Here is a 26,819-nt window from a genome sequence, read left to right on the forward strand (position 1 = left end):
ATCCGTCATGGTTAAGATATGCGAGGTTTGCGCTGTTTCGTCTACAGCTTTGACATCAATGTGCTGTAGTCAACGCACAAGAAAGAAGCTTTGCGTCCATATTCGGGCCATTTTCGCGCCGATAATAGGCTTTGCGGACGCCGATTGGCGTAAATCCATGGCCTTCATAGAGCGCTAAAGCCGGCAGATTATCGGCGGCAACTTCCAAGAAAAGACGAACGACACCATGTCCGACCAAGTCTTGTTTCGAAGCGGTGAGAAGAGCGGCGGCGTGCCCATTTCGTCGCGCTGATGGATCAACAGCCAAGGTCAAAATCTCAGCTTCGTCGCCAATAGCGCGAACCAACAAAAAGCCTGCAATCGGCTTGCCAATGATCCAAACAAAATCTGATGCCACATAAGTAGCAAAGTCGGCCTCCGACCATGAATGATCAAACGCAGATTGGTGGATGCGGGCAAGGGCCGCCGCATCTGAGGGGTGCGCACGGCGCAAAGTCATGTCAGCGCAGTTTCCAAAGAGAGCCCCCCGGGAAGCTTTGCCTCATGTCCGCGCAAGTAAAGCGGGGCGGGTGGATTGCTGGCCGGGTCAAGGTCCTGGGCCAATTGCGCCAATATCACAGGGTCTGGCACATCTTGCTTCACCACCTGCCAATCCGGGCGAAGTCGGGCCAGACTGGCTGCGCCCGGCCCGGTTAAACTCCATTCCCCATGGAGGCGATCGAGCACGCTTTCGACATCAAGGCGACACGGCTCGATGACGCACACGCGCCCCTCCCACGCCCCGACAAATAGACTTCCGGCTACATCAATGGCCGCCAAGGTACGCTGAGCCGCCGCACCATGGGCCAGGACTTCCAGCGTCGAAATGCCGAGGCAGGGTCGATCCAAAGCCACTGCTAAACCACGCGCAAAGGCAAGGCCGATACGGAGTCCTGTAAAGGCACCAGGACCGCGTGTCACAGCAATGCGATCAATCTGAGCCGCATTAACCCCCGCCTCTATCAGCACTTCATGCACCATGGGGGCGAGGCGCTCCGCCTGACCTTTGGCCATGGGCTCGACGCGCGACACAAGGACTTCGCCCGATCGCAGAACCGCCACGGAGCAGGCATTTAGCGCTGTATCTATGGCCAGAATAAGCATCGGCACCCCACCATCTACGCGTCGCGGAGACGGCCTCAGATAATGGTCAAAAGAGCAGAGTTTGGACGACCAAGAACCGCCTTGTCGCCATTTATTCCAATCGGACGCTGGATAAGCTTAGGGTTCTTGGCCATCGCGGCAAACACATCCGCATCACTTGCATCCGCAGGAAGACCCGCGTCAGCAGCATCCTTTTCGCGCATGAAGGCGCGAGGCGAAACCCCACCCATTTTTTGGGCGATTTCTTTGAGTTCATCAACGCTCAAACGCTCTGCCACCAGCATATAGCGGCGGATTTCGGGCTGAATGCCGGCAGCCTCCAGCACTTCAAGACCCTTTTTCGACGAGCCGCAGCCCGGATTATGGATTAGAACATAGCTCATCGCTGCCGCTCCTAAATTGGTTATTGATCTGGCCTGCTAAATGGCGGGGGGATCAATCAAAGTAAAGGGTTGGGAAAGAAAGATATGACCGTTATTGGGCTAGGTATGGCCCGCCCTTTACCGCTTGCCATAAGCAGGACATGATGGGCGACGCTTGAAGGCAGAGCGGGTCGCCTAATTGGCGCTGAAGGAAGTTCCTGTGACTGAGATAAGCAGCCCAACCGCAACACCAACGACCCGTTCACCTGAAAAGCTAGACCGCTCTGCCCTGTCTTGGGCGTGTTTTGAGGCCGGCCGTAATCCTTATGTGATCTTGTGCACGATTTATATTCTTGCGCCATATATTGCGACGACCGTGTTTTCAGACCCCGTGGTAGGACAGGCAACCATCGCGAGTTGGCATACGCTGGCTGGGATAATCGTCGCCCTGACGGGCCCATTTCTTGGTGCCATTGCAGACCGCTTTGGTAACCGCAAGCCGATCTTGGGTGTCGTCAGTTTTACCATGGTTCTGGCTATTTTTAGCCTATGGTGGGCCCTGCCCGCCGGCCAAGGCGGACTATCGATTGTGATGATCGGCACCTTGACCACAGCACTCGGGGCCATGTTTGCTTATACCGAAGTGCTGCACAATGCGATGTTACAAACGGCCTCTACGCCAGCCACTTTGCCGCACGCATCTGGGCTTGGACTAGCCCTCGGTAATTTGGCTTCAGTCGTCTTCTTGATCTTTGTCCTATGGGGCTTAGCGTTTCCCGGGCGCGTGGATTGGAGCTTTGTGCCCAGCCAGCCTCTGTTCGGCCTGGACACTGCAACCCATGAGACCAGCCGTATTGTCGCGCCAATGACTGCCATTTGGTTTGCGATAGCTGCCTTACCTTTGTTTTTCTTCTCTCGCGACAAAAAGCCTTCCGGCATGAAACCGTCAAAAGCAGCTATTGATGGGGTCGTGGGCATGTTCAAAGCCGTTGGTCGTCTATTTCGTGTCGACCGCAATGCCGGCCTCTATCTGATTGCCCGCATGCTTTATGTCGACGGCAAAACCGCCATTCTAATTGTTGCGGGGGTGACCGCAGCGGGTGTGTTTGGCTGGGACCTCTTGGAGATGTCCGCCTATGGTGTGATCTTGTCGATATTTGCGGTTTTTGGCGGCTTAGTTGCGGGCAGAGTTGATGCGCGGATAGGAGCAAAATGGTCCATCATCGCAGAAATTGGCGTAACCTTATTGTGTTTGATTGTCTTAACCGCGCAGTCCAAGACCCATGTGTTTGGCTTGCCCGTGGTGCCAGACACCCCAATTTGGAATGCGCCCATGTTCACCACTCTGCCCGAAGTCGTATTTGTATGTGGGGCAATCATCATCGCCATATCCATCACAGCAGCCTATGCCTCCTCACGCACCTTGATGGCCAGACTTGCCCCCAAGGGTATGGAAGGAGAATTCTTTGGGCTTTACTCTTTGGCAGGTTCGGCCACCGTTTGGATGGGCCCAATGTTGGTAGGGATATTCACCAAGGCGTTTCAAAGCCAACAGATTGGATTGGCATCGACTGGATTTTTGCTAATCGGTGGCCTCTTCCTCATGCTTTTTGTCAAGCAGCCACCTCGCCTTGAAAGCGGGACCTACTAGATTGCGAACAGCCCCGGATCCTCTGACGTAAAGACGCCCACGTGACGCACCCCGCCGTTCGCTCTCTTTCCTGGCAGCCCGCGCTGCAGGCGCTTGCCTCGTTAGAGCAGGAGGCCGGATGTCTTGGATTCATCGGCGGCGGCACCCATGCTCTGTCGCGGTGGTCATATGTGATGGCAGAGCCGGTTCGCATCCATAGCTGGCACCGAAGCGCTGGCCATGATCCCTTTATAGACTTGGATGAAGCCTTAGTAGCCCCCGGTATCAAGCTGCACCCAGATCTGGGACCATTTCAAGGAGGGTGGGCCGGCCTTTTGAGTTACGAACTTGGCCACGCCTTCGAGGTTTTACCAGAGACTGGCAGAGAAACCTGGCCCAATGCGTGGCCAGATGTTTGGCTGGGCCTGTATGATACTTTGGCCGTATTTGATGCAGAAAATCAAAGAGCTTGGGTATTATCTTGGGGCCTCAATAACGCTGGACATTTGGACTTTGCCTTGGCTGAGCAGCGCGCACAAAAACTGGCAACCTCTCTGGAGGCCGCCCGCCCGCTGCCCTTAAAGGCCGTAGAAGCGCCCACCGAACTGGCGCTGATCCCGTCTTTGCCGCGCGCGACCGTCGAAAGACAGATCGCACGCGCTGTCGACTATATCCATGCGGGTGACATATTTCAGGCCAATATATCTGCACGCTTCTCGGGCCAACTCGCGCCAGATGACACGCCTATGGAGTTGTTTTGTCGGCTGATGGGGCGTCATCCTTCCCCGTTTGCGGCCTATCTATGCCTAGGCGATAAGGTTGTGGCATCCCACTCGCCAGAGCGCTTTATCTCTCGAGACCCGTCAGGCACCTTGGAAACTCGCCCAATCAAAGGCACCGCTCCGCGTTACAAAGATCCAGCTCAAGACAGCCGAAGTGCGCAGTCCCTGCTTGCCAGCGATAAAGACCGAGCTGAAAATTTGATGATTGTTGATTTGATGCGCAATGACATTGCCCGTGTCTGCGAGGCAGGCAGTGTGAAGGTGCCACGCCTGTGCGATTTAGAGAGCTTTTCCACGGTGCATCACTTAGTATCGGAAGTGCGCGGCCGTCAAAAGCCAGGCCTTAGCTTTTTCGATGCCCTGCGCAGTTGTTTCCCACCGGGATCCATCACAGGCGCACCCAAAGTCCGCGCCATGGAGATCATTAGCGAGCTAGAAGGTGAGCCGCGCGGCCCTTGGTGCGGCTCCATGATCCGGGTTGGCTTTGACGGAGCAGCCGATTCCAATGTGTTGATTCGAACCGCTGCGTGCCGCAGGAATGGCGATCTTTGGCAGATTGACGCCCGCGCTGGCGCTGGCATTGTGGCAGATAGTGAGCCGCCAAACGAATATGAGGAAATTTTGGTGAAAGCGCGTGCGCTTCGTATTGCCGCCAATCGGGGAGATGTGGCGTGACATCTTCCACGCTTGGAGAACTCTGTTGGTTTGATGGCCGCCTGGAAAAAATCGCCAATGTCCGAATTGATCCAAGCGATCGCGGCTTTACCCTTGGCGATGGCCTGTTTGAAACCTTGCTTTGGACTGGCCAAGAAATTCGCTTCTTCGAAGATCATATGGCCCGAATGGGCCATGGGGCTAGCCAGTTAGGGCTTTCGATCCCGTTTGACATTGCGTCAATTGAACAAGGCCTGTTGAGCCTTGCAGCAAAAAGTGGCTTAAAAAGAGGAGCGCTGCGCCTGACACTTACGCGCGGAACAGGGCCAAGGGGATTAAAAATACCTGAGAATAGTCAACCCAACCTGTTGGCGACACTTGCCGCCGTGCCCGCTGAATTCCCGCCTGTAGAGGTCTGTATTGTGGATGTTTGGCGCGCTGGGGGAGCCCCGTCCGCACGCTTCAAGACTTTATCGTATGTCGACAATATCGTCGCCTTGTCGATAGCGCAGGCGCAGGGGGCTGATGACGGCCTGATGCGTGGACCCGATGAGTCAATTGCCTGCGCGACAAGTTCGAATGTGATGATCAAGGTTGAGGGTACCTGGCGCACCCCACCGATCGAAGATGGGGCCCTACCCGGGATCATTCGGGGGCGTTTGATCCGCGCTGGACTTGTCGCTGAAGGTCGGGTCAGCCTTGTTGATCTCACCAGATGCGAGGCAGCTTGCTTAACCAACGCCATTACAGGCGTACGACCAATCCGCACCTTGAACGGATTAGCCTTGGATACGGACCCAGCGCGCTTTGAAAGCCTGAGAGCAGCTGTGAGCTCAGGCTAGCAACCCGGCGTAGACACACCCGTCAAGCAGAGTTTGGCGGACTTACGGGGGCGAAAGTAAAAACGTTCCCGCATGGTCGTGGTGCCTGATAGAAACGAGGTTCCCAGCGAGGTGTATTGAAGGGTGACTTCCCCAACAACGACGCCACCATTTGTTGCAAACAGGCCTGTGTCGACCGCAACCGTATTCCCAACTTTCAAAGAATGGCTGTTGTTGACATTGGCGCAGCCGCCGGTGCCATCAATTTCTTGGCTCCACTCTACTTTCGGGGTGCCGGCTTGTAGGGCGATGGAGCCCACCACAAGCGACGGGCTTGTCGCCGTATAAGGGGCAAAAACACCGCGCGTTACGTTGGCTATTTGGGCGAGATCCGTACAGCTTACCCGGTCAGTTTGCGCGGCCAAATCGCCCAATGTTGACGCAGCGAGAGTCACTTTCCGGTCGACACTGACGGCTTGACTAACTTCTGAAGCCCCAAACAGCATAAGGATCATTAGCGGCGCGATCAAAGCAAACTCGACGGCGGAAACGCCGCGCTCGGCGGTGCGGTTTTGCGATGCCTGACTTAGAGGACTCAGTCTGTTTTTAAGTGAGGTTTTGAACGTCATTACAAACAACCTCAATTGAACGGTTCGTTACGGAATGCCGATGTTGCGGCAATGATGCGGTTATAGTTTCCGAGGGTGCCGCCCGAAGACGTGTCGGAGAAATTCCGCATGGCGTTGGAAATGCCAGGGGTCATCAAGGGCCAGACATAATAGCCGCGCACCACAACAATCGCGTTGGCTGCTGTCGTCTCATAGGGCTCATCGGCGGCTGAACCCGGTGTTAAGGTCCCATCTGCCCAGGGAACAGGCAAAGTACCAGACACGGGCTGGTTCTGAACTTGAACAAACAAGCGGGCATTACAATCAGCCAAGCCCATCATGCGGGCACAAACATTGGCTTTAAACTGGGTCTTTGTAATTGGGGCAGAAGTAGATTGTGCCTGACCTGTTCGAATTTTCCGTGCTTCTTCGGCGACGGCGGCTTCTAGCGTCGTCTGCACAAAGAAGATCATCATGGTTTCGAAAATGCCAAACAACATGAAGATGAATGGCGTGGCGACCATCGCGAATTCAACAGCAGCCGTGCCCCGCTTGCCCTGCTTAGCACGACGAGAACGCAGCCGCTTAACCATGATCGAGAGCAATGCAGACATCGTCCACTCCTTCAACGCAGGCCCACTAAGCACAGAGGGCCTTTCAGCCTGCTTAAAGCGACGATGACATTTTTATCTATTAACGACGATCTGCGCTCTATTGGCGCGAACCTGAGCCCGCAGCAAAACCCGATCGCTGGTTGATGGCCGTCACCGCGGGATTATTGCCCTGCGTGGTCCCCTCAGAATGAACATTCGGGATGCACCGCTCCTGACAGATTGCAGTGGAAATCTCTCTGCCACGTTGAATGGTAACCATGTCGCGCACATTAGCTGGCCGCACTTGCACAGTACCCGAAAACACCGTGCGGCCCGCGGCGTCTACAGCGGTAATCTCTGTCGTGCCGGTTGACTTGCCGATGACGAAGAGCACGCGGGCATCATGGACAATCACATCGGCAATGCTGGCATTTCCGACAACCACACCCGTCACTGGGCGCTCAAAGCGCAAGGGTTGGGTTTGATCGACTTCCAATTGAAAAGATTGCGCGGCTGCCGAACTTGCAACCAGTACGACAAAGGCGCTGGCAAACAAAGCCAATGATTTTGGAAAGTTGGACATGACAGAACTCCGTGCTGCTGCTTGTTTTACCGCCCACCTGTAAACCAGCCATTAACAAGTAAACGCCGCTTGAGGCCGAAAATCTCGCAACTTGTGACGACGAAAAGTTTGAATAATTCCCCCTTTCCATGCGCGTATAATATGTAGAGAAGATACCTTCGGGTAAATTCGTCCAATATAAGACACACAACTTATAGTTTCATGAAAAAGAAAATATTTGTTTTTTGCACTGCTGACTGATTTTTGTATTTTGAGCGGTAACATATTACTCCATATTTTTTACCCAATTCTCCGGAAATTACAAAAGTGTCGAAATTTTGGCAAAATGTGGCAAATAATAGTATTTAAAATCAGATAGTTACGACAGCTATGCCATAAATTCGCTGAAAAAGTGGCATGTCGGATCAATTCTTACGATTCAGTTAACGCGCTGTTCATGAGTCTTCAAGAGAACGAGGCGGACACGGGGAAATGGAAGCAATCAAGACTTCAACCCCCTGGTCGCATGTAGAAAGGAAACCTAAAGATGAAAAAGTTTTTGAAGAAAATCCGCAACAATGAGTCCGGTGCTACCGCTATCGAGTACGGCTTGATCGCAGCTTTGATCGCTGTGGTTCTGATTAGCTCGTTAAGCACCTTGGGCAACAATATGAGCGAACGCTTCAACTCGATTGGTACCTCGATCGGCAGCCGCTAATACAGACTTTGTCAATTAAAATTGGCGCTTGGTCTTCGGGCCAAGCGTCTCTTTGCTCTCCGACGCGTACAAGATGTTCTCCTACGCGTATAAGATATAAAGCAAACCCCAGGAGGAAAGTGCGACTGATCCCGGGTGAACAACTTTCAATTTTCTGAGGGAGAAATGCTAGTTTTTATGGCTTAATGGGCTGTGCTTTGTACTTTGAGCGGTAACATATTACTTCGTATTTTCTATCTAATTCTACGGAACCTATGAAGTTGCAGAAATTTTGGCAAAAGAAGACACAAAAATCATCATTAAAATCAGTAAGTTGAATTTGTGTGGCCGCAAATGTGCCGAGAAAGTGGCATGTCAGTTCAATTTTTACGTTTCAGTTTACGCCATGTTTATGAGTCTTCGCTAGAACGATGAGGACACAGGGAATTAGAAGCAATCAAGACTTCAACCACCCGGTCGCATGTAGAATGGGAACCTAAAAATGAAAAAGCTTTTCAAGAAAATCCGCAACAATGAGTCCGGTGCAACCGCTATCGAATACGGTCTGATCGCAGCTTTGATCGCTGTTGTTCTGATCACCTCGTTGGGCACCTTGGGCAACAACATGAGCGCCCGCTTCAACTCGATCGGTACCTCGATCGGCAGCCGCTAATACAGACTTTGTCTGTTAAAATTGGCGCTTGGTCTCCGGACCAAGCGCCTTTTTTTTGTTCTTTACCCCAGCCTAGCTCCCTCAGCGCCATTTACCTTGGCTTAGCGGAACCGTGCTAAAAGGCGACCATGACACTTGGACCTGAAACATTTGCAGCAGCTGCAGGCTTGATCGCCTTTTCGGGGGCCATGATCTGGGCTGGGATAGGCGATGTTCGCACATTCCTAATCACAAACAAACTAAACATGCTGATTGCGGCAGGTTTTCTAGTTTTCGCGTTGCCGATGGGCTTAGGCGTGAATGATCTCGCGGCCCACGTTGGGGTTGGCCTAGTAACTACGATCATTGCCATGGGCATGTTCTTAATCGGCGTTTATGGCGGCGGTGATGCCAAATTGACCGGTGCTGCAGCCTTGTGGCTTGGGCCAGCAGCTATGATGCCATTCATCCTATACACGGCCATAGCTGGTGGAATCTTGGTGCTGTTCCTTATCTTGGGCCGCCGCCTGGCGAAGCAGTTTGGTCTGCCCAAGAGTCCGCGCTGGGCACGTCGACTATTACGGAAATCCGCAGCCGTCCCTTACGGGGTTGCTTTGGGAATTGGGGCAATTCTTGCAACGCCATATACCGTTTGGTTTCCAAGCATTTAACCTAAAATTGTGTAAATTGTTTGCATTTCTTGAACCAAAGAAATCATCGCGTTAACCTCTTCTTAGAACCTATTTACGCATGGTCGTCCGGTAAATCGTTTTGGATTTGGGTGATTCTCTAAGGGTTCAGCAGGAAATTGGCCTGCAAGAACCCTGAGCGGGAGATGCGTAGCGTGAATATTCGGCAAATCTCGATCATTGGCGGTGCTTTGCTAGTCGCAGGTGGCGCATTCATTTGGATGCGGTCGCAAGCCGGAAACCCACAAGTCGCGCAACCGGTTGCGGTTGTCGAGGCCAAGGTCGAAACCGTCAATGTTTTGGTTGCTAAGCGCGATATGGTTGTGGGCGAACGCATTTCGCCGTCCTCCTTGGGATGGGAAGCCTATACCCCGACCAGCGCTGCTGCGCCCGGATTCATCTTGCAATCAAAAAGTCCCAAGGCAATTGAAGAGCTAACCAATGGCATCGTTCGCCAAGCCATGGTGAAGGGCGAACCTGTGCTCGCCAGCAAAATTGTCGATGTTGATGCAAAAACAGGGGCGATGGCCGCACTGCTTACGCCCGGCATGCGCGCTGTCTCCTTCCCAATCAGCCCAGAAACAGCTGTTGCGGGTTTTGTGCTTCCAGATGATCGCGTCGACATTATTCTGACGCGTGAGGTACAATTTACCTCTAATGGTCAGTCTCAGTCTAAGGTCGTTTCAGCGGCTATTTTGGAGAATGTCCGCGTGCTGGCAATCGACCAGTCGGTCACGCAGGATAAAGACAAAACAACCCTACCAGGCGGCGTCGCGACGGTTGAATTGTCTGCATCTGATGCTGAGAAAGTTCGTCTAGCGCATAAACTTGGTGATTTATCCCTTATCTTGCGTGGCTATGCAGATGCTGGTGGTGCAACTTTTGCGTCGACCGGTACCGACGTCATGAGCCAACGCACTGGCATTGCGCAAACAAGCGACCCGAAGCCGGCGGCAACCCAAGTGGTCCAACAAGCTTCTCAGCCCATCCCGACGACCGTTAAAGTATATCGGGGAGGGCAGTGATGCGCAGAACCCAAGCCGCGAAACGTCTACTCGCCGCAGCTTCGAGTCTTGTGCTGTGCGTTGGGTTGATCCCAAGCATGGCATCTGCCCAAGCTGCCATCTCAAAGCCCGCCAGTCACGCCACTACGACCCAGCGCCTCACCTTAGGGCTGGGTAAATCCGCGATTGTCGACTTGCCAGTTGATGCCCGCGATGTTGTGGTCTCTGACCCAAACATCACGGATGCAGTCATGCGCACCGGCCGCCGAGCCGTCCTACTCGGCACCCGAGCGGGTGAAACCAATGTCTTTTTTCTAGATGCGCAGGGCCGCCAGATTTTGGCACTGGAGATTCGGGTTGCCCGCGACACGTCGGAATTAAACGCTTTGATCCAACGCTTAGTGCCAGAGGCACGCGTTGTCGTTGATAGTGTGGGCGACTCTATCATTTTGACAGGCGAAGTCCCCAATGGACTGACGGCTGACCAAGTTCTGCGCATTGCCGGCCAATATGCAGGCGGCGTCGACAAAGTTCTGAACATGATGAGCGTCTTGTCGGGCGATCAAGTCATGCTGCGCGTTCGCATCGTAGAAATGCAGCGTTCGGTTATCAAGCAATTGGGCATGAACCTGACCTCCACCAACATCCTCAATCAGCTTTTGCCGGAGGATTGGGGCCTTAAATTTGCGACTGCCAATGGCTTTTCGGTGAATGGGGCCTTCTTAGGCGGCACCACGATTGACTCGACTTGGGCACAAAACTTCATTCGCCCTGTTTCAAACTCGTTTCTGAGCGGCAATTCCAGTCTTCTTGACCCAACTGTCGGCGCGGGCGCAGGTGGCTTTAGTTCGAGGTTTAACCCTGATACGGGCCGCACAGAGGTCACCTATGGCCCCGGCGAACTGGTGTCGGGGCAGCGCACGGATAGCAACATCCAAGCATTGGAACGTGTTGGCTTGGCCCGGACCTTAGCCGAACCAAATCTTACTGCAACATCGGGTGAGCCCGCTAAATTCTTGGCCGGGGGTGAATTCCCTGTACCGACGGCCCAAGAAGGCAATCGCGTCTCGGTTGAATTCAAGCCCTTTGGTGTCGGCTTGGGCTTTACGCCCATCATCTTGAGCCCCGATCGTATATCTCTGAAGATTTCCACAGAAGTTTCCGAAATCTCCACGGCTGCCTCCTTCCGCCAGGCGGATACACTCATTCGGGATGCGGCAGGAAACATTACAGATACGATCCGCGGCTTGTCTATTCCTGGGGTCTCCGTACGGCGCGCCGAGAACACGATGGAGTTGCCTTCAGGGCGTTCGATGGTGATGGCCGGCCTCATTCAACAGGCAACGCGGCAGTCGATTGAGGGGATGCCCGGCCTCAAAGATCTCCCCATTTTGGGCAATCTCTTCCGGTCGCGTGACTTCCAAAGCAATGAAACCGAGCTGGTCATCATCGTCACGCCCTACATCGTAAAGTCGACGACCATGGACCAACTGCAGACGCCGGGAGATGGATACGCCCCATCAAATGACGCAACAGCCTTATTACTGGGTCGCATGAATAAAATCGTCAAACCCGATTCGAAGGGGCTGCCGCAAGGACGTTATCGTGCCCCTGTCGGCCATATTGTGAATTAAGATCAGGAAGAAGCCGATGAACCAAGTAGTCGCTCCAAACGCTTCAATCGCCCGAACCGGCAAGGCCGCCGCCATGGCGGTTGCGCTGTCAGCGCTGATGCTACTCGGCGCCTGCGGGGGCGGTCATGCTGCCAAAGAAGAGGCCCCTGTCGATTTTGTTGAGCAGGCCCATTTGAAACGCACGGTTCTAGATGCCTACATCCCTGAAGTCGTCCCCGTCGAAGCGCGTATGGCGGTTTCCGCACCGAGTGGCGCTGTTGGCCTCAATGTACAAGAAGCGGCAGAGCTGAAGGCTTTCGCCCAAGAATATGTTCGTCTTGGTCGCGGCAATATCGTTGTTTCGGTACCCGCTAATGCCAGCAACAGCCAAACGGCTGGGCAAGTAGCCCAAGATGTTCAACGGGCCCTTTTCCTTGGTGGCGTTGATTTTTCAAAAATCTCTTCCGGCCCCTATCAAGCGCAAGGGCAGTCCAATGCCCCGATTTTGATTACTTTCGGCCGCTATGAAGCCAAGCCAATCGTTTGCGAACCTTGGACGTCGTTTGATCCGCGAAAGACGGCCAACAACACGCCAGTCGACCGATTTACATGCGCTCAGAACGCCAATTTAGCCGCGATGGTGGCTGATCCTGGCGACCTTCTTGGCGATCGCAAAGATGGGCCGCGCGATGCAGCCCGAATTCAGACAGGTATTGATCTACACCGCAAAGGCGGTGTGCCGACAGTTAGTGGATCCGTTGCAGCCGGGGGTGGCAAATGATTGGGAATGCAAAACGCAAGCCCATGTGGGAAGAATTGGCAACGGCTGACGAGCCTTTTGAGCTGGATGCCGACCTAGACTTTCTAGAGCCGACCCATGCGCAAAGCATCCCAGCGGCCGCCTCCCCGGGTGACTTCGATGCAGCTGCCTTTGAAGAAACCTATGTCGGTGAGCTAGCACGCGGCGGTGACCAACCTGTGCCACGCATCTCGGTGCAAGTTTTCTGCGAGCGACCCGATACCGCGCAATTGCTGCAATCGGCCTCGACCGATCGCCGGATTGCAAAAGCGCATGTGACCGTTTCGATGGGCGGCTTGGCAGGGGCAATCGAATTCTTCCAGGCACAGCCATCGCCAAACCTGATCATTGTTGAAAGCTTGGCTCCGCCAGCAGCCTTGATTCAGCAATTAGATGAACTGGCCTCTTATTGCGAACCCGGCGTCAAAGTAATTTTGATTGGCGAGTCCAATGATATTGGCCTGTACCGTGAGTTGATCCGGCGCGGTGTTTCCGAATACCTCGTTCCGCCGCTGCAGCCCTTGCAGCTGATCCGCACCATTTCCGGCCTTTATGTCGATCCTAGCAAGCCATTCTTGGGCCGTACCATTGCGTTTGTGGGCGCAAAAGGCGGTGCTGGGTCATCTACCATCGCGCACAATGTTGCGTGGTGCATGGCAGAACATGCCCGCGTAAACACCACATTGGTAGACCTTGACCTTTCTTGGGGGACCACCGGCCTCGACTTCAATACCGATCCAGCAACAGGTATCGCCGATGCCTTGGAACAGCCAGAGCGGGTCGACGATGTGTTGCTGGACCGCTTGCTGACCCGCCATACAGACCACCTGACCCTGTTTACGGCTCCGGCGTCGCTGGAACGTGAGTTTGATATTTCCCCAGACGCCTATGAAACGGTGATCGAAGGGGTTCGCCGCGGCGTGCCTTATGTCGTTCTTGATTTGCCACACACATGGTCAAAATGGATGCGGCAAACCTTGTTGTCTGCCGATGAAGTTGTCGTCGTGGCCCAACCAGACTTGGCTGGCTTGCGCAATGCTAAAAACATCTTCGATATGGTGCGGGTTGGTCGCCCAAACGACACGCCACCAAAAGTCATTTTGAATATGGTCGGCGTTGCCAAACGGCCCGAGATCCCGGTCAAGGACTTCGCCGAAGCCTTGGGCGTACAGCCAACCCTTGTCTTGCCTTACGATCCCCAATTGTTTGGAACCGCAAGCAATAACGGGCAAATGTTGGCCGACGTAAATCCCAACAGCAAATGCGCTGAAGGTATGGATTTCTTGGCTCAATTGTTCACGGGCCGCGCGCCTCAGCCCAAGGCCAAGACCACATTCCTGTCAAAACTAATCCCCGCAAAAGCGGCTAAGTGAGGACAGGATGTTTGGTAAACGCGCAGACGGGGCGGCACAGGCATCACCTCCTAAGTTTGCCCCCATTGAGGCTCCAAAACCAACAGCAGCGCCACAAGCGCCGTCCCCAACGGCTGCGGCACCGCCATCGGCTTCGCCCGCTGGAACTTTGGACCCGGCGCGTGTCGCCAAAGCGGTGCGTGCGCCAACCCAGTCAGCACCGCCGGTCGTCCCCGTCAATGATGGAAGGACCGAGGAATACTACCGCACCAAGGCTTCGGTCTATAACGCGCTAATCGAGACCATTGATTTGGGTCAGTTGGCTGCGTTGGATCAGCGCACGGCCCGAGATGAAATCCGCGATATCGTCAATGAGATCATCGCCATCAAACAAGTCATCGTCTCGGTTGCTGAGCAAGAGCAATTGCTCAACGACATCGTCAATGACGTCTTGGGTTATGGTCCGCTTGAACCTTTGTTGGCGCGCGATGATATCGCCGACATCATGGTCAATGGGGCAAATGCCGTCTTTATCGAAGTCGGCGGTAAAGTGACCAAAACGCCGATCCGCTTCCGCGACAACCAGCAGCTGATGAACATTTGCCAACGGATCGTGAGCCAAGTCGGTCGGCGGGTTGATGAAAGCTCACCAATCTGCGACGCGCGTTTACCAGACGGCTCGCGTGTGAACGTTATTGTGCCGCCCTTGGCGCTGGATGGCCCTACCCTCACCATTCGTAAGTTCAAAAAAGACAAATTGCGGATGAAGGACCTCGTTGGGTTCGGGGCGATCTCTGAAGCCGCGGGCAAAGTGCTCGGCATTATTGGTGCCGCCCGATGCAATGTCCTGATCTCCGGCGGGACGGGTTCTGGTAAAACGACCCTTCTAAACTGCTTAACCGGATATATTGCCCCAGATGAACGCGTCATCACTTGCGAAGACGCGGCCGAATTGCAGTTGCAACAGCCTCATGTCGTCCGCTTGGAAACCCGTCCGCCCAATTTGGAAGGTCAAGGTGCGGTCCACATGCGCGACCTCGTCAAAAACTGTCTCCGGATGCGTCCAGAGAGGATCATCGTGGGCGAAGTCCGGGGACCAGAAGCGTTCGACTTGCTGCAAGCCATGAACACGGGTCACGACGGTTCTATGGGAACGTTGCACGCCAACAGCCCGCGCGAAGGTCTGTCGCGGATGGAAAGCATGATCACCATGGGTGGCTTCTCGCTGCCAACCAAAACGATCCGCGAAATGATTGTTGGTTCGATTGATGTGGTGATTCAGGCAGCCCGCCTGCGGGATGGCTCACGCAAAATCACGCACATCACCGAAGTTCTGGGCTTGGAAGGCGATGTGATCGTGACCCAAGACCTGATCGTCTTTGAAATGGATGGCGAAGACGCAAACGGCAAAATCATCGGCAAGCACCGTTCGACTGGTATTGCGCGTCCAAAATTCTGGGATCGCGCACGCTATTACGGTCTGGAAAAGGAACTCGCCGAAGCTCTTGATGCGGCGGATGTGTAACGGACATGGATCTTGGAACCATCATCCCTGTGATTGTAGCCATCGGCGTGGTGCTGATTGGAATTGCGCTGGCTGGCGATGACAACCAGGAGTCTCAAAAGCGAATTAAGTCGGTTGCGCAATCGCGCGAATCCGCGATCAAGCGTCGCGGTGCTGACCCGGATGAAACACGCCGGAAGCGCTTGCTAGGCAACATTAAAGATATCGAAATGCGGGAACGGCAGTTGCGTCGGGCCCGGCTTTCTGTAGGCGCGCGCATCGAGCAAGCGGGTCTGACGATCGAAGAAAAAACCTTTTGGATCGCATCGGGTTCAGTTGGCATCTTGGTCGCTTTGGGCATATTGGTCTCGGGCAATTCTTGGTATGTTGCCTTGGGCGCTGGTGGGGTTGCCGCTTTTGGTTTGCCGCGCTGGATTTTGGGCTTTCTGGTTGGCCAACGCCAAAAGAAATTCATTGCAGAATTCGCTAACGCCATTGATGTGATCGTGCGCGGCGTGAAGTCTGGTTTGCCCTTAGCAGAATGTCTGAAGATCATCGCTCGGGAAGCGCCGGAACCTTTGAGCACAGAATTTCGGCGCATCTGCGATAGCCAATCCATGGGCGTTCCGATGGATCAGTGCTTGGCAAAGCTTTTTGAACGCATGCCGCTCCCTGAAGTCAGCTTCTTCTCGATCGTTTTGTCGATCCAATTGAAGGCGGGTGGGAACCTTTCGGAAGCCTTGGGCAATTTGTCTCTGATCTTGCGGTCGCGCAAACTCATGCGCGAGAAGATCAACGCCCTATCTTCCGAAGCTAAGGCATCGGCCATGATTATCGGTGCTTTGCCGATCTGCGTCTGCTTGATGGTTTACATCACAAGCCCCTCTTACATGGGCCTGCTTTTCACTGACCCCACCGGACATCTTGGATTAGGTGTTGGGGTTTTGATGATGGGCACCGGCATTTTGGTCATGCGCAACATGATTAACTTCGACATTTAAGGAACAGACTATGTTCGCAGAAGTTAAGGATTTTGCACGCACGGTCACAGACCCAGATTTTGTTGCCTCGCTCATCATGGCGGTTGCGCTGTTGATTACTGCTTTGACGATTGCCCAACCTTTGTGGAAAACCGACCAATTGGCGGCCCGCATGAAAGGTGTGGCAACAGATCGCGAATCCATGCGGCGCAAAAGCCGCGCCACCATTGCCGCTGAGCACGCCGAAAAGACATCGCTGCGCCAACGCGCCAAAGGTCCATGGAAGTCGATCGTTGACAAGCTAAACCTTCAGAAACTGCTTGAAGATCCCAATGTGACCCAGAATTTGATGGAGGCCGGACTTCGCGGCCCCGGGCCTGTTGCCATCTTCTATTTTGCGCGATTTGCGACCCCAATTTTCTTCTTCATCGGCGCGCTGACCTATGTCACGATCTTTGGAAAAGACATGACCAGCAATAACCGCCTTATCGCGGCCCTTGGGGCATGTGTGGCGGGCTTTTACCTGCCAAACATCATTGTCAAAAATATCGCGACCAAGCGGCGCACCTCTATCATGCGCGCTTTCCCAGATGCGTTAGACTTGCTTCTAATCTGCGTTGAGTCCGGCATGTCAATTGAAGGGGCCTTCTTACGCGTCGGTCAAGAAATCGGTTCCTCCTCCATCGAATTGGCTGAGGAATTGAGCCTGACCAATGCCGAGCTCGCCTATCTGCAGGATCGGCGTGTGGCTTATGAAAATTTGGCTAAGCGTACCAATCATCCAGGCGTAAAGGGCGTCGCTACAGCGCTGATCCAAGCGGAACGATATGGTACACCGCTAGGTGCGGCCTTGCGGGTAATGGCTAAAGAGAACCGCGAATTGAGGATGACGGAAGCGGAGAAAAAGGCAGCCGCCCTGCCGGCGAAGCTAACCGTTCCGATGATTGTATTCTTCTTGCCAGTTCTGTTCATCGTGATTCTGACGCCAGCCTATATCCAGTATCAGAACATGAATGGTGGCGCTGGTCCCAAAAACATCTCGGGTGCGCCGCCTCGGTAAGCTGCAAGCTGAGCTAAATCTAGTCTTAGTGCGTTGCGCCACCTTCAGAGGTCTTCTGCACATACAGGCGGCCACAATACAGGCACTCAACCTGACCTTCGTCACCCATTTCATACCAGACCTTTGGGTGCCCCAAAGCACCACCACCGCCATCGCAGGCGATGCGATGACCATCCACATAAATGGTTTCAACTGGCTGGTTGGTCTTTAAAGGTACGGAGACGGACATTAATCTGTTTCTCTCACAGTGGCGTGATTGCTACGGCCTGTTTAGCGTCCTAATTAGAACTTTCGGGCCCTATCCGTCAACGTGTGCGCCAAGCGAGAAACCATGACCCAATCCCCTTTTGCGATTGAAGCCCGCGGGCTTCAAAAAACCTATGCAGCCAGCGGAAAATCTCCTGAAAAGCAGGCTCTGAAAGGGTTGGACCTCGCAATCCCAAAAGGGTCCATATTCGGCCTTTTAGGGCCAAATGGCGCAGGAAAGTCCACATTTATCAACATTCTGGCCGGCCTTGTCATCAAAACGGCAGGTGAAGTTCGTATCTGGGACATCGATATCGACAAAGACCATCGCGCTGCCAAGGCAGCCATTGGGATTGTGCCACAAGAAATTAGTTTTGATGCCTTCTTTACCCCCTTTGAAACACTCGAGCTCCAAGCCGGTTTTTATGGGGTCCCGCCCAAGGAACGGCGTTCGATGGAATTGCTGGAAGCCGTCGGCTTGGCGGATAAGCGCGACACTTATTCTCGGCAATTGTCGGGAGGCATGAAGCGTCGTTTGTTGATTGCCAAAGCGCTTGTGCACACGCCGCCGGTTGTCATTCTCGATGAACCCACTGCCGGCGTTGACGTCGAACTCCGCCGCTCCTTGTGGGAATATATCACCATGCTGAATAAAGAGCGTGGTGTGACGATTGTCCTGACCACACACTATCTCGAAGAGGCGCAGGAATTGTGCGACAATATTGCGATCATCGATCAAGGACGACTGATTGCCTCTGAGCCAACGCCGACCATTTTGAAGCGGCTCGACAAAAAGGCAGTGGTGATCTCTCCCTTAGAGCCCTTGACGCAGATTCCTTCAGGCCTATCCGATCTTGAATGTGTTTTGCGCCCAGATGGGGCCTTGGCCATTCACTACCGACCCAACGAGCACAGCGTGGAGGCACTCTTGTCTCAGGCGATGGGCGCTGGGGTGCGAATAAAGGATTTGCGGATCGAAGAACCCAATTTGGAAGATGTCTTTGTGGCCCTCACAACGCCCGCGGGCGGGCGGTAAAGCGCAAGAAAATGGGCGCACAATCCCCAAGCTTCTTGGTTTCGTATCGCGTTGTAATGTGATCCTCTGGTGGCGTCCGCCAATCAGCCGCCATTTCTGCCTGCCACTCAAAGCCACCGTGTTGAGTCACTTTCTCTAGCGTCCACGCGGCATAATTGGCCCAATCGGTGGCGAAACGAAGCTCACCGCCGGGCTTAAGTGCTTTATGGGCATCGTCCAAAAAGGCGTTTTGGATAAGACGTCGCTTATTGTGTTTCGCCTTATGCCATGGGTCTGGAAACAGAATCACCAGCTTGTCGAGGCTGGCCGGCTTAAGTGCGTTCAAAACGGGCCGAGCATCTGACGCCAACAGACGCACATTCATGAGGCCGCGGTCTTCAATACCAACCAATGCCTTGGCCACCCCTTCTTGAAAGGGCTCTGCCCCCAAAAAGAGGTGACTTGGATGACGCTCTGCTTGCCCAATCAGATGCTCGGCTCCACCAAAGCCGATCTCAAATACAACTGCTTCTGCGGAGGGCATCCAGTGGCTCGGGTCTAGGCCATGGGCCGGCTCTGCTGGAATCGACACGCGTGGAAATAGGGTTTCATACAGCTGTTCTTGGCGATCAGATAAAGCGCGACCACGCACGCGCCCGAAGGATCGGAGTGGCCCAAAGGGCTTTGGTGCAGAGAAATCAGGGTTGGACATAGGCTGCTTATGCCCGTTTGGCTGCCCTTGGACTAGAGCCGGAGATCTGCTGGTGGCAGCAGCCTCTCCTTAAGAGCCTAGTCGTCATCAGCCAGAATACGAACTAGCTCAATGACCTTTTTGCGCTGAGTGCTGGATTTTAGGCGCGCATAATCGGCCAGAAGCTCTAGAGCGCCAGGGGCAGCCAAAAGGCTCGCGGTAGAAAGTGTCTCTGCTTCGCTTGGAATTTCTGCAACACCCGGCCCTAGCGCCACGTTTAGCCCATCGAAGAAGAAAGAAGGCTCAACCCCCAATAGGCCGCACAGCTGGAATAGCCGGCTTGCCCCGATACGGTTCATGCCGCGCTCGTATTTTTGAACTTGTTGAAACGACAGACCCAGCAATTCTGCCAAGCGCTCTTGGCTCATACCCAAATCTTCACGCCGCTGCTTTAAGCGACAGCCAACATAAGCATCAACGGAAGTAGAACGACGATGATTAATCATGAAACCTTGCCTTGGTGCGGGCATTATTTCAATGAAGAGTTGTTTGTGTCAATGCCGCTTGTGTCGCCAAACCGCCATAAGGCCGAAACCAAGAATTAAAATGCCAAACCCGAGTTCGCCGAAACGGGCATAGGGGGTGGGTCCGTGGAAATCAGGCAGACGTGCTGTCGCATAGCCAGCCCCTGCGCGATGTTCTGCCACCGGGCGTCCGAGGCGATCGACAATAGCGGACCACCCACCACTCGCGGAGCGCACCACAGGCAACCCTGTTTCAATGGCCCGATAACGGGCTTGCGCATAATGCTGATCTGGCCCCAGCAAATCACCATACCATGCATCGATCGACACATTCAGGATCCAAGCAGCTTTGCCTGTCGCTTGCTTATTAAAGCGTGGAAACACAATCTCATAGCAAATGCGGGGATCGGCCAAAGGCGCTTTGGGAAGGCTTAACGTCGTGGGCTCTGGCCCGGGTGACATTTCGCCATCATAGGAAACCAGGCTTGCTATCCCGAAAAGTTGGAACAGCGATCGCAGAGGCAGATATTCACCAAAGGGTACCAGGTGATGCTTGTCATAAACGGCGCGCGTGGTCAGGCCGCCATTCTCAACATCAAACACCAGTAGACTATTGGAAAAAAGCGCTTGACCGGCCAAAAGGTCACGACGAATGGAGCCTACTGCTAAGGTCCGTGCACCAAGGCGGGCTTGAATCTGCTCTAGGACAAAGGGCTCTTCCAAAAGAATGAATGGGAAAGCCCCTTCAGGCCAAACCACAATATCTGCCTTTTGGGAGTCTGACGTTTCCAATAAGCCAAGGTAGGTTTCAACGATCCGCACCGTGTTGGCGGGGTCCCACACCTCCTTTTGGCTAAACCCAGCTTGTCCAGCAGCAATGACGGGACCTTTTCCAGCCATTGGATCAATCGGTCCCGCTGCGCGAAGTTGAAGCAAGCCATACGCACAGGCACCCAATGCCAACCCACCTGCGGCGATAAGAGAGAGATAGCGCTTGAGCCCTTCGCCCTTCGCCAAAAGGACAACAGGGGTTGCTAATGCCCAGAGGGTCAAGACTGACAGCCCATAAGGACCGATCACGCCTGCAACTTGGCTGATCGGCTCTCCCGGTTTCCAGATATAGGCCGGCAAATTCCAAGGAAGCCCGGTGAATAAATGGCTACGCGCAAATTCGCTAATGCCAAAGCAGACGGCAAAAATCAGAAGACGGGACGGCCCTGCTCGCCAAAACCTTTGCGCCGCGACAGCCGCCAGCCCCCAATATACACCCATCGCGGCGGGCAAGGCCGTTACAGCGAATGGCATCAACACGGCAAATTTCTCGGGATCGACCAAAAACGCATTGCCGACCCAAAACATCCCAGCGAGGAAATAGCCAAAGCCCCAAGACCAACCGCGCCAAAAGGCCGATCTAAGCCGCTTCTTGTTTTGAAATGCGCCATCCAGCAAGAAAATGAGGCCGCAGATGGATACCATGTAGGCCGGCCAAATGTGGAAAGGTGCATGGCCTAAAACCGCAAGCGCTCCCAACAACATCGCACCTAAGCCGGAAAGCCACGCAGGCTTGTTCGGCCCCAGAATAGCAATGGGATGACTTGTGTCGGGCTCAGCCGCCTGTGATGGAGGCATTAGGGTATCAGTCACGCAGATGGTGCCTGAGAACTATCGGTATTTGCCTTTTCCACCGCTTTGGCAGAACGGATGCGCACCCGTTTGATTCTGCGCGGGTCTGCATCAATGACTTCAAAATCATAGCCCGTGGGATGATGAAGGATCTCACCACGTGGCGGCACGCGTCCTGCAAGCGCAAAGACCAAACCACCCAGCGTATCAATATCATCTTCCATATCTTCCAACGTCAGATCAACGCCAGCGCGCTCAGAGAAGTCATCCAACTCTACCCGCGCATCGGCCTCCCAGACGCCGTTGCCGGTATCAACGATGAGGTCCTGGTCGAGATCATCGTGCTCATCATCAATATCGCCAATGATTTCTTCCACGAGGTCTTCAATCGTCACCAAGCCATCGGTGCCGCCATATTCATCGATCACCAGAGCCATATGGCACCGCTTTGCACGCATTTGCAGCAACAGGTTTGGTAACTTCATGGAGATCGGAACATAAAGCAAATCGCGCTTTAGCCGCCCTAAGACAAGATCATCCAGCTTCGCCTTGGTCTGACCTTCTGCATCCGGGATCAACAAAGATAGAATGTCTTTGACATGGACAAAGCCCAAGGGTGTGTCGAGATTTTCGGCATAAACCGGCATGCGAGAATGCTGATGCTCTTCAAACATACGAGCGACTTCGCCAAGCGGCATCTCGATTTCTACGGCCGTAATGTCCGCACGGGGTACCATTACGTCGCGAACCGACAATCGATCAAAGCTTGCAGCCTTGACGATCATGTCCTTTTGATTGCGCTCGATCGTTTCGCCTGACTGCTCGCGCTCACGCAAGAGCTCGGCGGGATCTAGGCCTGCATAAGCGTTCTGGCGACGCAGCTTTTGCGTCCACCGCTTCCAAAAGCTTGTTTTCTTGGCTGAGTTACTACTGGATGGGTCGTCAGTCATGGGTGTGATAAGGATCAGCAATACCGAGGTTTGCTAATATCTCTCTCTCTAAGCCTTCCATCTCCGCCGCATCATCATCGGCTTCATGATCATATCCTAAAAGATGTAATAGCCCATGCACAAATAAATGGGTAGCGTGATCTTTGAGGTTTTTGCCCTGTTCTTGTGCCTCACGTGCGCAGGTTTCGTAAGCAAGCGCGACATCGCCCAAAGTCTTCTCCAAGGCGTGCACCGTCTCAGGTGCCGGAAAAGACAGAACATTTGTTGGCTGATCCTTGTGCCGCCATTGCGCATTCAAGGCCTGAACAACCGGATCGCTGGTTAGCAAGAGGGCGACGCTATCTCCGTCTGGTTCAAAATAACGTGAGACGGTTTGCACAATCCGTTCGATTTCAGCGTCTGAATCAGGACCAAATACATGATGCCAGCCTTCAGCCTCAATTTGAACATCAACGCCAAAGGAAGCGGAGGTCTCGGTCATTTTTGGCTCTGGCGTGACGGGTGGTGGGCTGGGAGGGGGTGTCGCCTCTTCAGCTTCGCGCTCATAGGCCGACACAATCCGCCCGACGAGCGGGTGGCGGACCACGTCTTCGGCGTTGAAATGCACGATCTTCATGCCTTCAACTCGCCGCAGAATTCGTAACGCATGCGGCAAGCCTGAATCACTCACGCGCGGCAAGTCGATCTGACTTGGATCGCCGTTAACCACCATACGCGACCCTTCGCCCAAGCGGGTCAGCAGCATTTTCATCTGCATGCGGGTGGTATTCTGCGCTTCATCCACGATCACAAATGCGTCCGATAAGGTGCGCCCACGCATGAAGGCCAAGGGGGCGACCTCAATTTCACCGGCGGCCTTGCGACGCTCTAATTGCGCGGCTCCAAGAAGGGTTTTGAATGCATCCCAAATGGGCTGAAGATAGGGATCCACCTTCTCTTCAAGGTCTCCAGGCAAAAAGCCCAAACGTTCACCCGCTTCCACCGCGGGTCGGGTCACTACAACGCGTGAGACGCGCCCTTCCAGTAACAGCGAAACACCGACAGCCACGGCTAGAAAGGTTTTTCCCGTTCCGGCGGGCCCAACGCCAAACACCAAATCAAACTCACCACCCATGAGAGCGTCGAGATAAATGGCTTGGGTCGGAGTTCGAGGCTTAATGTCGGCGCGGCGCCCGGGCAAGGAAAGAGCGCCGCTCCGGGCGCGCGAACCCGCGCGAACGAATGTGATAGCCGAACGGACTTCAGGCAGACCCAAAGCCATCCCGGCTTCCGCCCTTTCAATGAGAGCCTGCAATGCCTCGCGCGCTTGGCCAACCGACACAGGATCATCGCCATGGACCAGAATATCACCGCCCTGGGCGGTAAGATCGACACCGAAGGCATCCTCGACCAAGGTCAAATTACGATGAGCCGGACCCGCCACCAAAGGCACCAAACTTTGGTTGGTGAGGGCGACGCGCCCTTCCTCTGATTTGCGACGACGCGTCACGAAGCAGTCACCAATTCCCCGGTCAGGGAATTCGGCATTGTGCCAATGATGCGAACACTTTGAATCTGGCCAATCAAATGTTCTGGACCGGCAACGTGGACCGACTGCAACCATGGACTACGGCCCAATATCTGACCCTCATTGCGCCCTTTACCGGTGAAGAGCACGTCAAATGTCTCCCCAACTTTGGCAGCATTGAAAGCGCGCTGTTGCTCCAATATCAAGGCCTGCAAACGCTGCAGTCGGTCATCGGCGACTTCTGAAGCGACTTGGCCATACATTTCAGAGGCAGGTGTGCCCGGCCGCTTAGAATATTTGAAGCTATAAGCACCAGCATAGCCCACCGCGCGAACCAGCTCCATCGTGTCTTCAAAATCTTGTTCGGTCTCTCCGGGGAAACCCACAATAAAATCAGAAGCCAAAGCGATGTCCGGACGTGCTTTACGCACCTTGGCAATGGTGTCGAGATAGCTCTCTACACTATGCTTGCGGTTCATGGCCTTGAGGATTTTGTTAGAGCCAGACTGCACAGGCAGGTGCAGATAGGGCATTAGCTCCTTCACCTCGCCATGCGCCTCAATCAAGTCGTCGCTCATGTCGCAAGGGTGTGACGTCGTATAGCGGATACGCTCTATCCCACCGATCTTGGCCAAATGGCGAACCAATTGCGCCAAAGACCACGTCTCAGAGCCAGCCAGTGTCGGCCCCTGCCCATGGTAAGCGTTGACGTTTTGGCCCAGAAGCGTGATTTCGCGTACCCCTTGCTGCGCAAGCCCGCGGGCCTCGAGAATGATGGGGTCAACTGGGCGCGAATATTCCGCGCCGCGCGTATAGGGCACGACACAGAAGGTACAGAACTTATCGCACCCTTCTTGCACAGACAAAAAGGCCGATGGACCGTCGGGTGCGCGCAAAGTTGGCAAGGCGTCAAACTTCTCGTCAGCCTCAAAGCTTGTCTCAAGCCGCTCACCGCTAGCACGGGCCGCTCGGGCAATCAGCTCGGGTAGCTTATGATAGGCTTGTGGGCCCACGACTAAATCCACAGCTGGCGCGCGACGCATGATTTCTTCGCCCTCGGCTTGAGCGACACAGCCTGCGATCGCAATGGTCATTTTAGTACCATTCTGCGCCATCAAGTCCTTATGTGCTTTAAGACGGCCAATTTCAGAATAGACTTTTTCGGTTGCCTTCTCGCGAATATGGCACGTGTTGAGCACAACAAGGTTTGCATTATCAGGCTTATCAACTGGACTGTAGCCTAGGGGCCGCAAGACATCAGCCATACGTTCGCTGTCATAGACATTCATCTGACAGCCATAGGTCTGGATAAACAGGGTCTTGCCTGTCTTCCCATCTGCTGATGGGGCAGGTGTCGGGCGGTCTATCTGTTGGCTTTGGAGAGAGGTCGCGGCTTCTTCATGCATAAAGCCAGCCTAAAACGCCAAACGCAGCAAATAGGCAAGAGCATTCGCGCAACACTTTGTCGGCGAAACCAGACAGATTTAGTCGGTGAAGGCTACAGCATCGCCGGGTTTAGCCTGCTTCAGCAGGTCACGCAGGTCGTCTTCGGCCAAAGCCACGCAACCCTCTGTAGGCCTATAGTCCTCTGAGGCGCAATGCATGAAGATGGCCGACCCCATCGCCGGCACAACGGGGTCATCATTATGTCCAAGAACGACAATGATATTGTACAGCCCGTCGTCGCGCCACAAATGTTCAGCGCTAGCCGGATAGGGATGGGTCACGAACTGGTTGTATTTTGGATCATCTGCTGCATCACACCACCCGTCTTGGGGCTGAATCGGCGTAGCATCAAATCCCGACACAGGCTTAGGTCCACGATCCTCTCGCCACAGAATGGCACGGATTGGCCACACACCAAGGGGGCTTGCCCCATCGCCCTCACGCTTTTCAGTGGCAGGCTTTGCACCACCCTTACCAATGGAACAACGCACTTTTGTTTGTCCGTAGGTCAGCCAACCCGATTTTGACGCTGCAAAAACCTGCATAATTTCCCCTAGATCAAGACTCTGTGATGCCGCACCCTCTTGTATCACGCAATAGGGTGCAACCATGTAAGGGCTATGTCACGCAAGCGCACCCTCCTTCTGGTCGATGACGACCATGATCTCCGCACCACCTTGGCCGAGCAATTCGAGCTGACGGGGGAATTCGACACCGTTATGGCCCAAGATGCCGCAAGCGGGGTCGCCGCTGCTCGCACCCAAGGTCCCGACCTCATCTTGCTCGATATCGATCTCCCCGATCTCGACGGTCGTGAAGCCTGTAAGGCGATCCGCACGGGTGGATTTGCAGGCCCTATCATCATGCTGACAGGTCAGTCCACCGATTCTGATACGGTATTGGGCCTCGATGCGGGTGCCAACGACTATGTCACGAAGCCATTCCGCTTTGCGGTACTTCTGGCTCGCGTACGCGCCCATTTGCGCAGCCATGATCAAACTGACGTCGCAACCTTGAAGATTGGTCCTTACGACTTCAAACCCGCAAACCGTACATTGACCGACGCCACCGGCAAGCGCATCCGCTTGACCGACAAAGAAGCTGCCATCCTGCGCTATCTCTATCGCTCCGGCGCAAAAGCAGTGCCTCGCGATGAATTGCTGCGCGAAGTCTGGGGTTATAATGCGGCGGTTACTACGCACACGCTGGAAACCCACATCTATCGTTTGCGGCAGAAGATTGAGCCGGTTTCAAGCCGCAACGGGCTCCTAATCACGGAAGGTGGTGGCTATCGCCTTGAGCCATAAGGCTT

At 54.2% G+C, this 26,819-nt stretch carries 29 protein-coding genes; 15 read left to right on the plus strand and 14 right to left on the minus strand.

Annotated features, from left to right (window positions below; translation table 11 throughout):
- Window positions 1-55: 55 nt before the first annotated feature.
- Genes rimI through IOB61_RS08285 form a run of 3 tightly spaced genes read right to left on the minus strand, consistent with a single transcriptional unit; the run spans window position 56 to window position 1,526 of the window.
- Complete coding sequence (gene rimI / locus IOB61_RS08275; protein WP_290814990.1) at window positions 56-499, minus strand: ribosomal protein S18-alanine N-acetyltransferase; 444 nt, start codon at window positions 497-499, stop codon at window positions 56-58.
- Window positions 496-1,143, minus strand: a complete 648-nt coding sequence (gene tsaB, locus IOB61_RS08280) for a tRNA (adenosine(37)-N6)-threonylcarbamoyltransferase complex dimerization subunit type 1 TsaB (protein WP_290814994.1) — start codon at window positions 1,141-1,143, stop codon at window positions 496-498. Before tsaB ends, rimI begins: the two co-directional genes overlap by 4 nt.
- Window positions 1,144-1,178: 35 nt before the next feature.
- The gene (locus IOB61_RS08285; RefSeq protein WP_290814997.1) at window positions 1,179-1,526 is read right to left on the minus strand and encodes an ArsC/Spx/MgsR family protein; all 348 of its coding nucleotides are present in this window, start codon (window positions 1,524-1,526) and stop codon (window positions 1,179-1,181) included.
- 199 nt (window positions 1,527-1,725) lie between these two features.
- Here IOB61_RS08285 and IOB61_RS08290 point away from each other — a divergent pair, with 199 nt between their 5' ends.
- The 3 genes from IOB61_RS08290 to IOB61_RS08300 are packed head-to-tail and all read left to right on the plus strand — an operon-like array spanning window position 1,726 to window position 5,413.
- Entirely contained in the window at window positions 1,726-3,156 is a 1,431-nt protein-coding gene (locus IOB61_RS08290; RefSeq protein WP_290815000.1) for an MFS transporter, read from the plus strand.
- Window positions 3,157-3,197: 41 nt separating this feature from the next.
- Complete coding sequence (locus tag IOB61_RS08295; RefSeq protein WP_290815003.1) at window positions 3,198-4,592, plus strand: anthranilate synthase component I family protein; 1,395 nt, start codon at window positions 3,198-3,200, stop codon at window positions 4,590-4,592.
- Window positions 4,589-5,413 (plus strand): aminotransferase class IV, encoded by an 825-nt coding sequence (locus tag IOB61_RS08300; protein ID WP_290815006.1) that lies wholly within the window; start codon window positions 4,589-4,591, stop codon window positions 5,411-5,413. The genes IOB61_RS08295 and IOB61_RS08300 overlap by 4 nt, the downstream gene beginning before the upstream one ends.
- Here the strand turns inward: IOB61_RS08300 and IOB61_RS08305 are convergent.
- From IOB61_RS08305 to IOB61_RS08315, 3 genes are all read right to left on the minus strand, one after another.
- On the minus strand, window positions 5,410-6,021 hold the full coding sequence (locus tag IOB61_RS08305) for a TadE/TadG family type IV pilus assembly protein (RefSeq protein ID WP_290815009.1): 612 nt from the start codon (window positions 6,019-6,021) through the stop codon (window positions 5,410-5,412). The two genes, IOB61_RS08300 and IOB61_RS08305, sit on opposite strands and share 4 nt — an antisense overlap.
- Before the next feature lie 11 nt (window positions 6,022-6,032).
- Window positions 6,033-6,614: a TadE/TadG family type IV pilus assembly protein gene (locus IOB61_RS08310; protein WP_085341000.1), complete on the minus strand. Its 582-nt coding sequence runs from the start codon at window positions 6,612-6,614 to the stop codon at window positions 6,033-6,035.
- 97 nt (window positions 6,615-6,711) lie between these two features.
- The gene (locus tag IOB61_RS08315) at window positions 6,712-7,176 is read right to left on the minus strand and encodes a pilus assembly protein N-terminal domain-containing protein (RefSeq protein WP_290815012.1); all 465 of its coding nucleotides are present in this window, start codon (window positions 7,174-7,176) and stop codon (window positions 6,712-6,714) included.
- Between the two features lie 526 nt (window positions 7,177-7,702).
- Here IOB61_RS08315 and IOB61_RS08320 point away from each other — a divergent pair.
- From IOB61_RS08320 to IOB61_RS08365, 10 genes are all read left to right on the plus strand, one after another.
- Window positions 7,703-7,873, plus strand: coding sequence for a Flp family type IVb pilin (locus tag IOB61_RS08320; RefSeq protein ID WP_290815015.1), 171 nt, complete (start codon window positions 7,703-7,705; stop codon window positions 7,871-7,873).
- A 481-nt stretch (window positions 7,874-8,354) separates the two neighbouring features.
- On the plus strand, window positions 8,355-8,525 hold the full coding sequence (locus IOB61_RS08325; protein WP_290815018.1) for a Flp family type IVb pilin: 171 nt from the start codon (window positions 8,355-8,357) through the stop codon (window positions 8,523-8,525).
- A 128-nt stretch (window positions 8,526-8,653) separates the two neighbouring features.
- The gene (locus IOB61_RS08330; RefSeq protein ID WP_290815021.1) at window positions 8,654-9,175 is read left to right on the plus strand and encodes a prepilin peptidase; all 522 of its coding nucleotides are present in this window, start codon (window positions 8,654-8,656) and stop codon (window positions 9,173-9,175) included.
- A gap of 173 nt (window positions 9,176-9,348) precedes the next feature.
- Window positions 9,349-10,218 (plus strand): Flp pilus assembly protein CpaB, encoded by an 870-nt coding sequence (cpaB, locus tag IOB61_RS08335; RefSeq protein WP_290815024.1) that lies wholly within the window; start codon window positions 9,349-9,351, stop codon window positions 10,216-10,218.
- Window positions 10,218-11,831: a type II and III secretion system protein family protein gene (locus IOB61_RS08340; protein WP_290815027.1), complete on the plus strand. Its 1,614-nt coding sequence runs from the start codon at window positions 10,218-10,220 to the stop codon at window positions 11,829-11,831. The genes cpaB and IOB61_RS08340 overlap by 1 nt, the downstream gene beginning before the upstream one ends.
- A 16-nt stretch (window positions 11,832-11,847) precedes the next feature.
- Window positions 11,848-12,591 carry a CpaD family pilus assembly lipoprotein gene (locus IOB61_RS08345; protein ID WP_290815030.1) on the plus strand — a complete coding sequence of 248 codons (744 nt, stop codon included), beginning with the start codon at window positions 11,848-11,850 and terminating at the stop codon, window positions 12,589-12,591.
- Window positions 12,588-13,982 carry an AAA family ATPase gene (locus IOB61_RS08350; RefSeq protein ID WP_290815032.1) on the plus strand — a complete coding sequence of 465 codons (1,395 nt, stop codon included), beginning with the start codon at window positions 12,588-12,590 and terminating at the stop codon, window positions 13,980-13,982. The genes IOB61_RS08345 and IOB61_RS08350 overlap by 4 nt, the downstream gene beginning before the upstream one ends.
- Before the next feature lie 7 nt (window positions 13,983-13,989).
- Complete coding sequence (locus IOB61_RS08355) at window positions 13,990-15,486, plus strand: CpaF family protein (RefSeq protein ID WP_290815035.1); 1,497 nt, start codon at window positions 13,990-13,992, stop codon at window positions 15,484-15,486.
- Between the two features lie 5 nt (window positions 15,487-15,491).
- Window positions 15,492-16,466, plus strand: coding sequence for a type II secretion system F family protein (locus IOB61_RS08360; protein ID WP_290815039.1), 975 nt, complete (start codon window positions 15,492-15,494; stop codon window positions 16,464-16,466).
- 10 nt (window positions 16,467-16,476) lie between these two features.
- Complete coding sequence (locus IOB61_RS08365; RefSeq protein ID WP_085340990.1) at window positions 16,477-17,505, plus strand: type II secretion system F family protein; 1,029 nt, start codon at window positions 16,477-16,479, stop codon at window positions 17,503-17,505.
- A 25-nt stretch (window positions 17,506-17,530) separates the two neighbouring features.
- On the opposite strand, the gene IOB61_RS08370 is transcribed toward IOB61_RS08365, so the two are convergent.
- Window positions 17,531-17,734, minus strand: a complete 204-nt coding sequence (locus tag IOB61_RS08370) for a zinc-finger domain-containing protein (RefSeq protein WP_290815042.1) — start codon at window positions 17,732-17,734, stop codon at window positions 17,531-17,533.
- A gap of 102 nt (window positions 17,735-17,836) precedes the next feature.
- Between IOB61_RS08370 and IOB61_RS08375 the strand changes: the two genes are divergently transcribed.
- A complete protein-coding gene (locus IOB61_RS08375) occupies window positions 17,837-18,787 on the plus strand; it encodes an ABC transporter ATP-binding protein (RefSeq protein ID WP_290815045.1) in 951 nt (316 codons plus the stop codon).
- Here the strand turns inward: IOB61_RS08375 and trmB are convergent.
- From trmB to IOB61_RS08415, 7 genes are all read right to left on the minus strand, one after another.
- A complete protein-coding gene (gene trmB, locus IOB61_RS08380; protein WP_290815048.1) occupies window positions 18,762-19,478 on the minus strand; it encodes a tRNA (guanosine(46)-N7)-methyltransferase TrmB in 717 nt (238 codons plus the stop codon). The two genes, IOB61_RS08375 and trmB, sit on opposite strands and share 26 nt — an antisense overlap.
- Before the next feature lie 77 nt (window positions 19,479-19,555).
- A complete protein-coding gene (locus IOB61_RS08385; RefSeq protein WP_290815051.1) occupies window positions 19,556-19,963 on the minus strand; it encodes a helix-turn-helix domain-containing protein in 408 nt (135 codons plus the stop codon).
- Between the two features lie 48 nt (window positions 19,964-20,011).
- A complete protein-coding gene (lnt, locus tag IOB61_RS08390) occupies window positions 20,012-21,625 on the minus strand; it encodes an apolipoprotein N-acyltransferase (RefSeq protein WP_290815054.1) in 1,614 nt (537 codons plus the stop codon).
- Window positions 21,622-22,554, minus strand: a complete 933-nt coding sequence (locus IOB61_RS08395) for a hemolysin family protein (RefSeq protein WP_290815057.1) — start codon at window positions 22,552-22,554, stop codon at window positions 21,622-21,624. Before IOB61_RS08395 ends, lnt begins: the two co-directional genes overlap by 4 nt.
- Window positions 22,547-24,043 carry an rRNA maturation RNase YbeY gene (ybeY, locus tag IOB61_RS16840; protein ID WP_367272833.1) on the minus strand — a complete coding sequence of 499 codons (1,497 nt, stop codon included), beginning with the start codon at window positions 24,041-24,043 and terminating at the stop codon, window positions 22,547-22,549. The genes IOB61_RS08395 and ybeY overlap by 8 nt, the downstream gene beginning before the upstream one ends.
- Window positions 24,040-25,467, minus strand: a complete 1,428-nt coding sequence (gene miaB / locus IOB61_RS08410) for a tRNA (N6-isopentenyl adenosine(37)-C2)-methylthiotransferase MiaB (protein ID WP_290815059.1) — start codon at window positions 25,465-25,467, stop codon at window positions 24,040-24,042. The genes ybeY and miaB overlap by 4 nt, the downstream gene beginning before the upstream one ends.
- Before the next feature lie 78 nt (window positions 25,468-25,545).
- Window positions 25,546-26,052, minus strand: a complete 507-nt coding sequence (locus IOB61_RS08415; protein ID WP_290815062.1) for a L,D-transpeptidase family protein — start codon at window positions 26,050-26,052, stop codon at window positions 25,546-25,548.
- A gap of 75 nt (window positions 26,053-26,127) precedes the next feature.
- On the opposite strand from IOB61_RS08415, the gene IOB61_RS08420 reads away from it, so the two are divergent.
- Window positions 26,128-26,814, plus strand: a complete 687-nt coding sequence (locus IOB61_RS08420; protein WP_290815065.1) for a response regulator — start codon at window positions 26,128-26,130, stop codon at window positions 26,812-26,814.
- Window positions 26,815-26,819 lie beyond the last annotated feature (5 nt).

It is taken from the genome of Aquidulcibacter sp. (assembly GCF_020253525.1).
Lineage (GTDB): Bacteria > Pseudomonadota > Alphaproteobacteria > Caulobacterales > Aquidulcibacteraceae > Aquidulcibacter.